At 58.2% G+C, this 14,579-nt stretch carries 14 protein-coding genes; 9 read left to right on the forward strand and 5 right to left on the reverse strand.

The features are described 5' to 3' along the window. Positions 1-108 precede the first annotated feature (108 nt). A complete protein-coding gene (locus E8M78_RS12070; RefSeq protein ID WP_137135272.1) occupies positions 109-1,326 on the reverse strand; it encodes an FAD/NAD(P)-binding oxidoreductase in 1,218 nt (405 codons plus the stop codon). 210 nt (positions 1,327-1,536) lie between these two features. Between E8M78_RS12070 and E8M78_RS12075 the strand changes: the two genes are divergently transcribed. Together E8M78_RS12075 and E8M78_RS12080 are read left to right on the forward strand one after the other, a co-directional pair. Further along, entirely contained in the window at positions 1,537-1,887 is a 351-nt protein-coding gene (locus E8M78_RS12075) for a hypothetical protein (RefSeq protein ID WP_137135273.1), read from the forward strand. A 112-nt stretch (positions 1,888-1,999) separates the two neighbouring features. After that, entirely contained in the window at positions 2,000-3,112 is a 1,113-nt protein-coding gene (locus E8M78_RS12080) for a pyridoxal phosphate-dependent aminotransferase (protein ID WP_137135274.1), read from the forward strand. Positions 3,113-3,174: 62 nt separating this feature from the next. Here the strand turns inward: E8M78_RS12080 and E8M78_RS12085 are convergent, their stop codons facing one another. Further along, complete coding sequence (locus tag E8M78_RS12085) at positions 3,175-3,441, reverse strand: sel1 repeat family protein (protein WP_062552785.1); 267 nt, start codon at positions 3,439-3,441, stop codon at positions 3,175-3,177. Between the two features lie 468 nt (positions 3,442-3,909). On the opposite strand from E8M78_RS12085, the gene E8M78_RS12090 reads away from it, so the two are divergent. From E8M78_RS12090 to amn, 3 genes are all read left to right on the forward strand, one after another. Then, positions 3,910-4,251, forward strand: coding sequence for a DUF2147 domain-containing protein (locus E8M78_RS12090; RefSeq protein ID WP_137135275.1), 342 nt, complete (start codon positions 3,910-3,912; stop codon positions 4,249-4,251). A gap of 170 nt (positions 4,252-4,421) precedes the next feature. Continuing rightward, a complete protein-coding gene (locus E8M78_RS23290; RefSeq protein WP_170973404.1) occupies positions 4,422-4,586 on the forward strand; it encodes a hypothetical protein in 165 nt (54 codons plus the stop codon). Between the two features lie 68 nt (positions 4,587-4,654). Beyond that, on the forward strand, positions 4,655-6,151 hold the full coding sequence (gene amn, locus E8M78_RS12095; protein ID WP_137135276.1) for an AMP nucleosidase: 1,497 nt from the start codon (positions 4,655-4,657) through the stop codon (positions 6,149-6,151). Positions 6,152-6,262: 111 nt separating this feature from the next. On the opposite strand, the gene E8M78_RS12100 is transcribed toward amn, so the two are convergent. After that, on the reverse strand, positions 6,263-7,228 hold the full coding sequence (locus tag E8M78_RS12100) for a lysylphosphatidylglycerol synthase transmembrane domain-containing protein (protein ID WP_137135277.1): 966 nt from the start codon (positions 7,226-7,228) through the stop codon (positions 6,263-6,265). A 127-nt stretch (positions 7,229-7,355) separates the two neighbouring features. On the opposite strand from E8M78_RS12100, the gene E8M78_RS12105 reads away from it, so the two are divergent. Continuing rightward, on the forward strand, positions 7,356-8,375 hold the full coding sequence (locus E8M78_RS12105; protein WP_137135278.1) for a glycosyltransferase family 2 protein: 1,020 nt from the start codon (positions 7,356-7,358) through the stop codon (positions 8,373-8,375). Beyond that, on the forward strand, positions 8,356-9,873 hold the full coding sequence (locus E8M78_RS12110) for a glycosyltransferase family 39 protein (RefSeq protein ID WP_170973405.1): 1,518 nt from the start codon (positions 8,356-8,358) through the stop codon (positions 9,871-9,873). Before E8M78_RS12105 ends, E8M78_RS12110 begins: the two co-directional genes overlap by 20 nt. Positions 9,874-9,880: 7 nt before the next feature. Here the strand turns inward: E8M78_RS12110 and E8M78_RS12115 are convergent, their stop codons facing one another. After that, a complete protein-coding gene (locus tag E8M78_RS12115; protein WP_281405062.1) occupies positions 9,881-11,245 on the reverse strand; it encodes an aspartate aminotransferase family protein in 1,365 nt (454 codons plus the stop codon). Between the two features lie 145 nt (positions 11,246-11,390). Between E8M78_RS12115 and E8M78_RS12120 the strand changes: the two genes are divergently transcribed. Next, positions 11,391-12,746: a glutamine synthetase family protein gene (locus E8M78_RS12120; protein ID WP_246658331.1), complete on the forward strand. Its 1,356-nt coding sequence runs from the start codon at positions 11,391-11,393 to the stop codon at positions 12,744-12,746. A gap of 8 nt (positions 12,747-12,754) precedes the next feature. Here E8M78_RS12120 and E8M78_RS12125 read toward each other — a convergent pair whose 3' ends face one another. After that, entirely contained in the window at positions 12,755-13,699 is a 945-nt protein-coding gene (locus E8M78_RS12125) for a diacylglycerol kinase family protein (protein WP_137135280.1), read from the reverse strand. 219 nt (positions 13,700-13,918) lie between these two features. Between E8M78_RS12125 and E8M78_RS12130 the strand changes: the two genes are divergently transcribed. Further along, positions 13,919-14,533: an MFS transporter gene (locus E8M78_RS12130; RefSeq protein WP_137135281.1), complete on the forward strand. Its 615-nt coding sequence runs from the start codon at positions 13,919-13,921 to the stop codon at positions 14,531-14,533. Positions 14,534-14,579 lie beyond the last annotated feature (46 nt).

Genomic DNA, 14,579 nt, shown 5'->3' on the forward strand with positions numbered 1-14,579 from the left:
ACGTGATTATGTCGTCGAGCCACCGATTGCAAGGCATTTTGCGAGACTGCCCGCAAAATCCCCCGATATTATCTGAAATCCTTGAGCTTTTTGCGATACCTTCAGGATTCAGGCAAGCAACTCCTTGAGATCACGCGTCGGATCCTCAAGAATCAATCGGTTCACAGGTATGTTCGAATCCAGCAGTTTCTTGCCTGTGACATAGGCCTTGGCATCGTTGATGGCGTCGACCGCCACGAATCGATCCTGCCGGAAATACCAGATCGACTGGCTCCCCGGTCGCACTCCCTGCCTCACGAAGGTTTCGTCGAACCCGACGTTCAGTCCGGCAATCTGCAGTTTGACGTCGTACTGATCAGACCAGAACCATGGTTTCGGCTCGTAGGCCTTTTTGTTGCCAGCAAGAATCGCGGCTAGCGCCTCGGCCTGATCGACAGCGTTCTGCACTGATTCTAACCGTATCATTGTGTCCTGCCACGGCAGGTTGGTGCAGTCGCCGATCGCATGGACGTCCGGATCCGATGTCCGCGTCATCGAGTCGACCACTATTCCATCCGTCACCGTCAAACCGGCGGCCTGGGCGAGTTCCGTATTCGCCGTCACGCCGATTCCGACGATGGCGAGATCGAGATCGATGACGCTTCCGTCTGCCAATTCGGCGCCCACCAGCTTGCCCCCCTCCCCAACCAGGCGACGCAAGCCCGTCGATTCGCGAATCGTGACGCCGTACGATTCGTGAATCGCACGCATCGCGTCCGCAGTCTGCGAAGAGGCGACACGCTTGAGGATACGATCCGCCATTTCGATGAGCGTGACCCGAAGCCCTTTGTGTCTCGCCACGGCTGCCGCTTCCAGGCCGATGTAACCGCCGCCGATCACCAGAGCCCGGGCCCCTGGTTTGAGTGCCGCAGCCAACTGGTCCGCATCGCGCTTGTCCCGCATGACGAAGACGTTTTCGAGATCGCCCCCGATGGCTGCGGGAAGGCGCCGGGGCGTAGCTCCTGTCGCGAGGACGAGTTTATCGTAGTTTAGGCAAGAACCGTCCTGCACGCGAACAGAGTGAGCAGCAAGGTCGATCTCATCCACAAACGTCGAAAGCCGCAGATCGATTGCCTGCTCGGCGTACCAGGCGTCCGGGCGCATCTGAAGACGGTCGAACTCCATCTCGCCCAGCAGATACTTCTTGGAGAGAGGCGGACGTTGATAGGGAGCGACATCCTCCGCCGTCAGGATCGTGATCGAGCGGCTGTCACCAAGGCTGCGAAGCTTGGCCACAAGCGAAAAGGCAGCCTGTCCGCCCCCAACCACCACCAGATCAACTGTCATTGCCCGCTCCTTCATTCGCGTCTTCCGCCCTTTTCCTATCGAGCATAGAGACTGCTTGGGTAGCGCCGTGCGTCGGCAGCGTCAACGAAGGAGACGGCTGGCGCGACATAACGTCAGAACTTGAGCTGCCCGTCATATTTTATGGAGCGCCTTTACCGCTTGGTAGGTGATATCCCTTATTCTTGGGTTCCAATAGCGATGGAGGGCGTCATGTCCTTGAATATCAACCTTGATCCGAAAGCGAACATCCCGCGCGACCAGGCATTTCCCAAATACGTCATCGATCGGCCGGGCAAAGTCATTTTCGTCGGCCATCATCTGAGCACGGCCTCTCACTTCCGCTGCATCGTGCGCAACATCTCCCTTTACGGCGCGGATCTGGATGTCAGCCCCAACCTGACGATGCCGAAAAACTTCTTCCTCGAAATTCTCGGCATTCATGACGAAATCGGCTGCACCGTGATCCGGCGCGAAGCTGAGCATGTGGTTGTCGGCTTCAACATGCTGTTGGCGCCAGAATTCCTGCATCACGTCATCCGGCGGGGGTTCGAAGACGCCTGACAGGCGTTCCGGGTCTGATGGGCGAGTGTACCAGTCTCGCCGCAAGTGTACTTGCGGATACGCCGGAGCAATTTATGGTGCGGCCCTCATTGCCCTTTGAGCCGGGAACATCATGCCAAGCTTTGCGCGCTTCACACATCTTCTTTCCTCACTGCCCGCGACTGTTCCGTTTGTGGGACCAGAAGCAATTGAACGCAATCGTGGCCTGGCTGTGAGGGCCAGAATTGGTGCCAACGAAAGCGGTTTCGGTCCGGCACCGTCCGTCGTGGCCGCCATGGCGGAAGCTGCCTCTGACACCTGGCGCTATTCCGATCCGGAGAACTTCGAACTCAAGCATGCCTTGGCAGAGCATCTCGGCTGCTACCCGGCCAACATCGCGGTGGGCGAAGGCATCGATGCCCTTCTCGGCCATATCGTGCGAATGATCATAGAACCGGGCATGCCAGTGGTGACATCGCTTGGCGCCTATCCCACCTTCAATTTTCATGTCGCTGGCTATGGCGGGCGACTTGTGACCACACCTTACGTGCAGGATCGGGAAGATCCTGCCGGTCTGCTTGAGCTTGTGAAGCGCGAAAATGCGCCGCTGGTCTATTTCGCCAATCCGGACAATCCCATGGGAAGCTGGTGGAATGCCGATGCCGTGGTGGAATTTGCCGAAGCGCTGCCGGAAACCTGTCTGCTGATCCTCGACGAGGCCTATTGCGAAACAGCGCCGGACGGCACGACCCCGGCACTCTCGCGTTTGATCGACCGGCCCAATGTGATGCGCACGCGCACGCTTTCAAAAGCCTATGGACTTGCCGGAGCGCGGGTTGGATATGTTATCACGACGCCTGAAAACGCGCAGGCTTTCGACAAGATTCGCAATCATTTCGGAATGGCGCGGATCAGCGTGGCTGGCGCGCTGGCGGCCCTGAAGGATCAGGCCTATCTCGCGGATGTCCTGCAGAAAATCTCTGCCTCCCGTGACGCGATTTCCGACATCGCCAGAGCGAACGGGCTTCTGCCCCTCGTGTCAGCGACTAATTTCGTCGCAATCGATTGCGGGCGCGATGGCGCCTATGCGCGGGCCATCGTGGACGGCCTGATGGAGCACGGTGTGTTCATTCGCATGCCGGGCGTCGCGCCGCTCAACCGGTGCATCCGCATTAGCACAGGTCTGCCGCAAGACATGGCACTGCTGGCGGAGGCCCTACCGCAGGTCTTGAAGACGATCGGCTGAAGAGTACAAAGCTCTTCAGCCTCTTCGCCGATCTGCCGGTTCAGGGATAGAAGAGCGATGGATCAGTGCGTGGTCATCCAGTCGCGCGCTGCGCGAAGGGCTTCCGCAAGCTGCATCTTGGTCATCATGTGAGAAAGATCGGCCCGCAATTCCGCGGCGCGATCTGATCCCTTGATGGCGGCGATGTTGAGCCACTTGTGAGCCGCAACCAGATCTACCGGGCAACCGCGTCCGGTGGCATACATCAGGCCCATGTCACAGAAGAGTTCAGCGCGGGCCTCGCCACCCATCGCCGTCATTTCGCATTCCTGAATGTCAAAGCGTGCCATTGGTTTAATCCCTGTTGAACCGGTTATTCTTGCCCTGTTTTCGAGAGCCCTTGCGGGCATCGAATGCGCGGAACCTCTCTGGGTTCTCATCACCTCCGACCGGCAGATTTTCTGCTCGTCTTCATGAGTTCACTATGCGGCAGGGGCTTCAAAATTCGCCTAAAATGCATGATTAATTTGAAACAAACAAAGTCCAAACAGTTGGTAAACCTCAGTTTTTGTTAAACATCACATCCCTTGCACACCAGTGGATTCCGCGTTTCGTTAGGTTTACGGCAACCATGGCGTTTTCACCCTTTCTTGACCATGATTTCGCATGCAAACTCTGATGTCAGGATCGGGCCTGACGAGCTAGCGCCTATTTACCTTTACGTGTGCGTAAGCTAATCTCGCTGCATTACCCTGGAATGCGGAGGAGGAACTGCGTTCGGGGAGGATGGGTTTCACTTTGGCGGAGGAGCGTCACATATGATTCGCATGACTGGAATGATCGCAGGGGCAATGCTGGCGTTCTCAGGGATTGCCTGGGCCGCAGAGCCGATCGAGGGCAACTGGAAGACTGCCAGCGGCGAGACGGCAGCCATTGGCAAGTGTGGCTCTGCTTTCTGTGTAACGCTGAAGACCGGCAAACATGCGGGCAAGCAGATCGGCAAGATGAGCGGCACCGGCGGCAATTACAGTGGTGAGATTACTGATCCGGAAGCCGACAAGACCTATAGCGGGTCGGGCGCGGTCAGCGGAAACTCTTTGAAAATGAAGGGCTGCGTCATGTCGGTGTTCTGCAAATCCCAGACCTGGACGCGCCTCTAATCCAGCTCGTGCACTATTTCGGTCTGAAGTCCGCCGGTCGCTCCGGCGGATTTTTTGTTTCTCGTTCTTCATTAAGACTCTTGAATTGCGGATGAACGGTTGCCTCAGAGCAGGTTCAGGCAAGTCTCGTCATCTTTGATAAAGGGATAAGGCATGAGGGGTGGACAGACATGACAAAGCTGGCGCGCAGGATGACAATCATAACGCTGACGATGGTGGTATTTGCGATTTCGATGTCGGCACTTGTGAACCAGACACGAAAGGCGAATGCCGTGTCAGACGCTTCCACTTTTCCCTGCCGGACCATCGGCGGAGAATGCGGCGCCCTCCTCTGAATTCAAAACTCCGCAATCTGCTTCCCGACCGTAATTGGCTTGTCAACAAGTCCACACTATAATGGCTCATGACAAAACGAATCTTTTCCCAATCTGCCCCCACCTTCATCAATCCACCGGCTTATGAGCCCAAGGTCTTCAGCGATTCTGCCGCTGCGGTGGATGCGTTGACCGAGCTTTACGAGCGCAATACCGGGTTCCTGATCGAGGCATTCGGAAATTTGGCAAAGGGCCAACCGATCGAAGGTCGCTATCGCGCCTGCTATCCACAGGTGAGCATCGAAACGACCAGCTTCGGGCATATCGATTCGCGCCTGTCCTACGGCCATGTCACGGCGCCGGGTCATTACACGACCACCGTCACGAGGCCGAAGCTTTTCCGTCATTATCTGAAGGAACAGCTTGGCCTTCTGATGCGCAATCACAACGTTCCGATTACCGTTTCGGAATCGCAGACACCGATTCCGCTGCATTTTGCCTTCGGAGAAGGCGCGCATATCGAGGCATCCGCCTCTGCGACGGTATCGGACATGCCGCTTCGCGATATCTTCGATACGCCGGATCTCAACAACACGGACGATCTGATTGCGAACGGCGAATATGATCAGGTTCCGGGTGAGCCCGCGCCGCTTGCGCCGTTTACGGCACAGCGCATCGATTACTCGCTGGCCCGCCTCAGCCACTACACGGCGACAAGCGCGGATCATTTCCAGAACTTCGTGCTCTTCACCAACTACCAGTTCTACATCGACGAGTTTGCGGCCTGGGCGCGTGAATTGATGGCGAATGGCGGCGAAGGCTATACCGCCTTTGTCGAACCCGGCAACATCATCACCCCTGCCGGAAGTCGCACAAACGAAGCGCCTGTACGCCTTCCCCAGATGCCGGCCTACCATCTCAAGAAGAAGGGTCATGCCGGGATCACGCTGGTGAATATTGGTGTTGGCCCGTCCAATGCGAAGACGATAACCGACCATATCGCTGTTCTGCGCCCGCACGCCTGGCTGATGGTTGGTCACTGCGCCGGGCTTCGCAACAGTCAAAGGCTCGGCGATTATGTTCTTGCACATGCTTACATGCGCGAAGACCATGTGCTGGACGATGACCTGCCGGTCTGGGTGCCGATCCCGGCGCTTGCAGAAGTTCAACAGGCGCTGGAAGATGCCGTCGAGGAAATCACGGGCCTGGAAGGGTTCGAGCTGAAGCGCATCATGCGAACAGGCACGGTTGCCACCATCGACAACCGTAACTGGGAGCTTCGTGATCAGGCGGGGCCGGTCAAGCGGTTGTCGCAGGCACGTGCGATTGCGCTGGACATGGAATCGGCCACCATTGCCGCCAACGGTTTCCGCTTCCGCGTTCCCTATGGCACGCTGCTGTGCGTTTCCGACAAGCCTTTGCATGGCGAGTTGAAGCTGCCGGGAATGGCGACTGAATTTTACAGGACGCAGGTTCGCCAGCATCTCAAGATCGGCATTCGCGCTGTGCAGAAGCTCGCCGCCATGCCGACGGAGACGCTGCATTCGCGCAAGCTGCGCAGCTTCTATGAGACGGCCTTCCAGTAATCCGCCAGATTACAGCGTCGGGCGACCAATCGGAAACGGCCCGCCGCTCTAAATTCTTTGTTGACGCATCGGTTGAGCGAAAAACCGGATTCCACTTTTTCGCCCGATGCTCTAGCGGGGTGTTTTTGAACGCCCCGCAACCAGCGTAGACATTCCTGCTCCGATGACAGAGCTGAGAATGATCAGCAGATGCGCATTGATGGCGGCCTGCCCCAGCTCAGCCAATGCGCTTTCCGAACGTCCTGCACCGAACGCAAGGGCTCCGGCTGTTATTCCTGCCGGATAGGTTCCGATGCCGCCCGGCGCATGCAAGGGAAGTACCGAGGAAAGCTCTCCCCCCAGCCCGCCGCCGAAGCCTGCGGCAAGGCCGATGTTCGCCAGCAGAACCAGAACCCAGGCCATGACAGCGATCTTCACGAACCAGTTGATGAGGGTCACACCCCAAGCACGGATGAATGCTGGCAGGTCAGCGGGAAGCCCTTGCTCAAGTTCCGCCATCATGTACTGAAGTTTGGGGTGAGAGATCTTTCGCGCCTGCCTCAGCAGATGATCCTTAAGGGCGAAGGCGATCGCAGGACTGACCGCAAACAGCCCCCAGACAAGCCAGAGCCAGACATTCCGGTGTTCCAAGGCCAGACCGAACCCCGCTGCAGCAAACAGCGCATGCAGATCGAGAAGCCGCATCACAAGCAGCGCAGCGCTTGCCCGCGTGATGGAGACGCCGAACTCCTGCTTCATCAGCAACGGAAAGCTCAATTCACCGCTGCGGAACGGCAGCATGACGTTCAGGAGATTATGAACCTGAACGACACGAAAAAGACGGCGAAAGCTGCCTTCCGTTTCCCTCGGGAAATAATCGTAGATCCGCCAGGTGCGCAGCACATAGGTCATCAGCAAAAGCAGGAGCGCGGTACTTGCTATACCCAGCCCGGCCGTTCTCCAAAGCCCTACGATTTGCGCCCAGCCCCAGACCCACTGGATGAAGCCGACATAACACACCACCGCGCCAAGTGTCACAAGTGTGGTCGCATGGCGGAGTATCCATGGCTTTTGGCTGGCAAGCCTTTCGTTCTTCATATAGAGGACGCGTCCATAAGCAATAGATCCACTTCGGCAATTCCCGGACGAGATATCGTCACGCGATATCATCCGGCCGGGTCGATAGCCATCAAGGCAAGCCCCCGAGGTTTAGGAGAAAGACCAGGTGCGTACAACTGTGGAATTGATCGGCGCGGATGCGGTGGACACAGGCGGGCTAGAACTTTCGCTCGTCGTGCCTGTCTTCAACGAAGAGGAAAGCGTCGGTCCGCTGATTGCGCGCGTTCAGGAGGCGATGGCTGGCTTTGCCGGACGCTGGGAACTGATCCTCGTCGATGACGGCAGCACGGATGCCACCTTGACCGCCGCCCGTTCCGCCATCGGGCGCGAGGGACTGGAACTTCGGATCGTCGCCATGCAGCGAAATTTCGGCCAGACTGCCGCCATGCAGGCGGGAATCACCGAAGCGCGCGGGCGGCTGATCGCGACGCTCGATGGCGATCTGCAGAACGACCCGAAAGACATCCCCGCCATGGTGGCCGAACTGGAGCGTCGCGAACTGGACCTGCTGGTCGGCTGGCGCAAGAACCGACAGGATGGCCTTGTCCTGCGCAAGATTCCTTCCTGGATCGCCAATCGCCTGATCGGCCGCATTACCGGCGTTCGTCTGCATGATTACGGCTGCAGCCTGAAGATCTATCGTGGATCAGTTATCAAGCAGGTTCGGCTGATGGGTGAAATGCACCGCTTCATCCCGGCGTGGGTCGCCAACGTTGTGCCGAGTTCCCGTATCGGAGAAATGCCAGTCACGCACCATGCGCGGCAGCACGGCGTTTCGAAATACGGCATTTCGCGCACGTTCCGGGTCATTCTCGATCTTCTATCGGTCCTGTTCTTCATGAAGTTCAAGGCGCGGCCGGGCCACTTCTTCGGCTCACTCGGCCTTGGGATCGGCGCGCTCTCGGCGCTCATTCTGTTTTACCTGTTCATCGACAAGTTCATTCTTGGCAATGACATCGGCACACGGCCGCTCTTTCTTGTCGGGATCATGCTGTTCCTGTCCTCGGTTCAGATGATCACGACCGGCATTCTCGCGGAAATGCTGGCGCGCGTTTACTTCAAGGATGACAGCAGCCTGAGTTATGTGGTCAGGGAAGTCTACAGCCGTGATCAGCAGAACCCGTAATCTTCTCGTCCGCCAGCCGGGCGTCATTGTGTGGGCAGTCCTCGCCTACTTCATTCTCTGCGTCATCATGCGGGTTCTGCGTTCCGATAGTCTGCAGAATGACGAAGCGGAACAGGCATTTCTGTCGCAGATGCTGCTCCTTGGCTATGGACGGCAACCGCCGCTGTATGACTGGCTACAGATCGGCATGAACGCCATGTTCGGCCTGTCGGTGGCGACGCTTTCGGCGCTGAAGAACAGCCTGCTGTTTCTCTGTTGCATCTTCTATGGCCTTGCGGCGCGTCAGGTCATGGAAGACAGAAAGCTGCCGCTCATTGCCATGCTGGGTTTGCTGATGGTTCCCTCCATAAGCGTTCTGGCGCAGCGGGATCTGACCCATGCCATTGCGACACTCTGTTTCGTATCGCTGTTCCTTCTTGCATTCCTGAAGACGCTCGACAGGCCAAGTCTCGGCTCGTACATCCTGCTCGGATTGACGGTCGGGCTCGGCTTTCTCACGAAATACAATTTCGTCATCATCCCGATTGCCGCCATCATCGCCGTCCTGCCGGAACCGGATTTTCGCAAGCGATTGTTGGACTGGCGCCTGATTCCTGCCATGCTGGTTGCGGCAGCCATTGCCCTACCGCATCTCATCTGGGCGCTGATGAACCTGGATGTAGCAACCACCGGCACAGTGGAAGCCATGCGCGAGGGTGCTTCCGGCGACCTGGCGCGTGACAGCATCCGCGGCCTCATTTCTATCCTGCTATCGACCCTGAAGGGCACCTTGCCGGTCATCGCGATTTTTGCCTTGATCTTCTACAGGGATCTGGGAGCGATCTTAAGAGCCAGCGATCGCTGGAGCCGGGTTATCGGATGGATGATCGTCGTCTGTCTTGTGCTGGTCGCGCTGATCGGCCTCGGTTTCGGCGCTTCCAGCATCCGTCAGAAATGGCTTTCTCCCTTCCAGATGCTGATTCCTCTTTACCTGACCTTGAAGATTGCCGCGGCCAGAATCGACACCCGCTACAGCGTGGCCCGCATGGGCATTCCGGTCATGGCCATCGTGACAGTCAGCGTCTTATATTTCGCAGTCGCCAATATCATCGCGCCCTATATCGGCCGCTACAGCAAGGAGCACACGCCTTACCAGCCCATGCTGGAACGGGTCGTTGGCGAGCGCAATGAGCGGCCCGCTTTCATTGTAACCGACGATCTCATGATGGCTGGCAATGCACGGCTGGAGTTCACCAGCGTTCCGGTGCTGATGCCGCAGCTTCAGCCTATCGCATTTGCCGATGCCGTGCGACGCGGTCCGGGCCTCGTGGTCTGGCCGCTTCGGGATGGGCGCGAAGGTCTCTCGGACGAATTGACGGATTTCCTCAAGGCGAACGATGTGTCGCCCGCATCGCTGAAGATCACCTATGTCGATATTCCGTACAACTTCGCGCAGGACGGCGATACCATGCGGTTCGGCTATGTCTGGCTGGAGCAGGCCTCCCTGCCCCAGCGCTGAACAGCTTTCAATCGAGATTCTGCGCTCGTAAATGGTCGAGGCCATGGCGGATGTATTGAACCAGCCCGTCAACCTCCTCGCGGCTGATGATCAGGGCGGGCGAAATCAGCATTCGGTCTGCCGTTGCCCGCATGATGAGCTGGTGATCGTAGCAGAAGCCACGCACCACACGCCCGGCGCGATCGGGATCCTTGAATCGCTGGCGGGTGGACTTGTCCTTGGCCAGTTGGACCGCGCCCAGCAAACCGACCGACTCGACCTGGCCGACCACCTCATGATCCTCAAGGGTCTTCAGGGCCTGAGCGAGATAGGGACCGATATCGTCGCGTACCCGCTCCACCAGCCCCTCCTCTTCCACGATCCGAAGATTTTCCAGCGCTGCCGTGGCGCAAACCGGATGGCCGGAATAGGTGTAGCCGTGATTGATGTCACCGGCCTCAGCCAGCACAGCGGCGACTTTCTCGCTGATCAACACGCCGCCGATTGGCAGGTAGCCGGATGAAAGCCCCTTGGCGATCGATGCCATATCGGGTTTGAAGCCGAAATGCTGATGGCCGAACCAACTGCCGAGGCGGCCAAAGCCGCAGACGACTTCATCCGCAATCAGCAGAATGTTTCGTGCCCGGCAAATACGCTCGATCTCGGGCCAGTAGGTATCCGGCGGGATGATGACCCCGCCTGCGCCCTGGATGGGCTCGCCTACAAAGGCCGCTACATTCTCCTCGCCCAGTTCATCGATCTTGGCCTCCAGCTCGCGGGCCATCTTGAGCCCGAATTCGGCTGGCGTCAGATCACCGCCGTCTGCGTACCAATAGGGTTGGCCGATGTGGTGAATGCCCTCGATCGGCAGATCACCCTGCTCGTGCATGTGCTTCATCCCGCCGAGTGATGCGCCTGCCACGGTAGACCCGTGATAGGCGTTGCGCCGCGCGATGACCTGCTTTTTGGACGGTTGGCCCAACACCTTCCAGTAGATCCGGGCCAGCCGGAACCAGGTATCTGTCGCCTCGGACCCTGACGATGTGAAAAAGACATGGCTCATCAGGCCTTGCGTATAGCTCGTCACCTTTTGGGCAAGAAGGGTTGCGGGCTGGGTCGATGTACCAAAGAAGGTATTGTAATAGGGCAGCTCGTTCATCTGCCGCATGACGGCTTCACCGATTTCCTTGCGCCCGTAGCCGATGTTCACGCACCAGAGACCGGCGAAGGCATCCATGTAGGGATTGCCCTGCGAATCAAAGATCCAGACACCTTTGCCTCTCGCCATGATCTGCGTGCCATGACGCGCCATGTCCTTCATGTCACAAAAAGGATGGATGTGATGCGCCAGATCGATTGCGCTCATGTTCTGGGAATTACGAACCGGGTCCAAAGACTTCCCCCGTCTGACTTGTTTACGATGTTGGCGAGTGAACGGAGGCCGCCACGTTGTAAGCCCCTGTTCGATCCGCTACGAACATGGACCAACAGCAGCAGGCTTGGCAAGCAAGGTCCACCCGGACTGGCAGCCATTGATGATGACAAAAAGCAGCGAGGCGCGGATGCCGGTCGAGACCCAGGAACCGAGAATCGAAATCTTGCTCGTCGGCATGAACGGCGATCTTCGCGGCAAGCAGATTCCGCTCAGCGCACAGAACAAGGTCTGGGATGGCAAGGTGCGCCTGCCGACATCCACGCAATCGCTGGACATCTGGGGAGACGACAACGACGATATCACGGGCCTCTCGCTGACGCTCGGCGATCCCGACGGCTGCTGCATACCCGATCCCAGGAGCCTTGCACCCATGCCCTGGGCGCCGCAAGGGTCCGCGCAGGTTCTCTCCACCATGCATGAACTGACGGGCGAGCCGAGCTTCATGGATCCGAGGGCGATCCTGTCCTCAATGCTTGCCCGGTTCGCAGAGCGGGGACTGACGCCGGTTGTCGCAACCGAGCTTGAATTCTACGTGATCGAGGATGATTGGCGTGAGAGCGGCAAGCCGCGCCCGCCGAAATCTCTGACCTATCGGGGGGAACCGAACGGGTTTCAGCTTTACGACATGAGCGCAGTGGATGCGCTGCAAGACTATCTGGATACGTTGCGCGAATGGGCGGATCTGCAGGGCCTGCCAGCGGATGCAACCACGGCTGAATTCGGCCCCGGCCAGTTCGAGATCAACCTGAACCATCGACCGGATGCTCTGGCGGCGGCCGACGACTGCATCTACCTCAAGCGCCTTGCGCAGATGGCGGCACGCAAGCACGGCCTTCGCTCCACCTGCATGGCCAAACCCTATGGCGAACATGCCGGTTCCGGCCTGCATGTGCACGCCAGCGTTATTGATGGGTCAGGGCGCAACGTGCTGGATGCAGCAGGTGGAGAACCGACCGCCCTGAAATCGGTCTGCGCCGGAATGCTGGATACGATGCGCGATGCGCAGCTCATTTTTGCACCCTTTGCCAATTCCTACCGTCGGTTCCAGCCGGGTTCCTTTGCTCCCGTGGATATCGATTGGGGCGTGGGTCATCGCGGAACGGCAATCCGCATTCCGGAAACCGATGGTCCGGGCGCACGTATCGAGCATCGGGTGGCGGGTGCAGACGCCAACCCCTACCTGCTTCTGACAACGATTCTCGGGGGCATTCTGAGAGGGCTCGATTCGACGCTGGATCCGGGTCCGGCAACCGAGGCTGGCCAGCAAGCCACGAGCGGCCGAAGACTGACCCATGATTTTCTGACCGCAGTCGAGGATTTTGCGCAGTCTGGCTTCATTCGCGATACGTTCGGCGAGCGCTATCAGCGCTTGTATGCGGATACCAAACGCAAGGAGGCAATCACCTATCTGCGCACCGTATCCGATTTCGACTACCAGACCTATCTCGCCCGCATCTGAACGGAAAGCTACTGACTGACCATGCCATCCTGGCCCTGCACCTGTAGTGCGGGCTGCTGCGGCTGGCGGACCAGCACTTTCAGCTCTCCGGCGTGAATGCGCAGTTTTACATCTCTCGCCATGGGCAGCAGTTCACCGTCGATCACGCAGCGGACGTCATGCCGCCGCCTGGGAAAGTGAAGCTCCAACTCGGTGGCCGTCATCGCAGTTACGGCTTCATTTTCCTTCAGCTTGCCGCGAAGAATATCGATCGTCAGCTTGGCAACGCCCGCAGGCGTCAAAGCATCCGCAATATAGAAACCGAGATGGCCGCCCGTGACACTGTCGGCATAGAGAAGCGCATCCTGCCCGAACTCGTTGTTGGACACCGAAATGGCGGAGACCTTCCGCAGACCGCGACGACCTTCGGCGTTGAACTCCACCTCGAAAACAGGTGGATTGAACATCACGCCCAAAGCCGCTCGGGCATTGGCTCGCATCTTTCCCAGGCGCGAGGCATAGCTCATCTGATTGCGATATCGCACCATACGGGCATGCAGACCGGCGGAAAACTGGTGCACAAAGCTGTGGCCATTGGCGCTGGCAATATCCACGTCCTCCACCTCGCCTCGCGCCAGAACATCGATAACCTGCCATATATCGAGAGGCAGTTTGAGAGTGCGCGCGAAGAGGTTCATGGTACCTGCGGGCACAATGCCCAGCACGAGACCGCTTTTCCAGGCGATACCAGCCGCCGCTGAAATCGTTCCGTCGCCGCCACCGGCAATCAATCCGTCGACGCCACTTTCCGCGACTTCTTCCATGGCGTGAACGACATCATCTCCGGCCACGACGCGGCATTCGATGTCATGCCCCTCCTCTGCGAAGATGCGCGAGGCATGGTCGCAATAGGCGTCCATGTCGGTCGTCTTGAAGGTACCGCCGTCACGGTTGAAGATCGCAATGAGTTTCATTGAAGCCCGCGTTCCATCTCAAATCCGCACCACAACGGCGCCAGAGTTAAATGGTTGCCTTTTATGGATGCGACAAGCCCGACCAGTACATTGCCGGACAATCCGTTTGCGATTTCCCAAATTAAATCTTTTCGCAGTGCAATATGTTATGTTAGCCTTATTAAGCGATATCAAAGACATCGCCTTCAAAGTTTCTACTCCCGTCAGACAGCGAATTTCATGACCGATACCCTTGCCGCAGATCGGGCTAACGAGCCGTCAGTCCTGCGCGACCGAACCGCTCTTTCCCTTTCTCCCGCCCTTTCTCCCATAACAATCTTGCTCATCGAGATCGCACTGGCGGTCGGTGGGTTCGGCATCGGAACCGGCGAATTTGCCATCATGGGCCTGCTGCCGGATGTTGCTGCTACCTACGGAGTCAGCATTCCTCAGGCGGGCTATGTCATCACTTCCTATGCACTGGGCGTGGTAATCGGCGCGCCAATCATCGCAGCACTGGCAGCTCGTGTCAGCCGTGGCAGCCTTTTGCTGATGCTGATGTCGATATTCGCAATCGGCAATATTCTGAGCGCCGTGGCTCCGGACTTCGCCACGTTTACCGCTCTGCGCTTCGTCACTGGCCTGATGGACGTTGCCGCGGACGCGCAAACACTTGCTGCGGCGTCCAGTCATGCGGCTTTCAACATTGCCAGTGCGCTTGGGGCGTGGCTGGGTGGCCTCACGATCGCCTGGGGCTATGGCTACGGTTCCACCGGTTACGTTGGCGCAGCACTTTCGCTGTTGGGCCTTGCGGTCTTTACCGTGTCTGTCGCTCTGGAGCGCAAAAAAAGCTGATCAGGAGCAAAGGCGGCAGCTGGTTTCCCGGCGCCGCCTTGTTCTT

The organism is Rhizobium sp. FKY42 (assembly GCF_005222835.1).
GTDB lineage: Bacteria > Pseudomonadota > Alphaproteobacteria > Rhizobiales > Rhizobiaceae > Neorhizobium.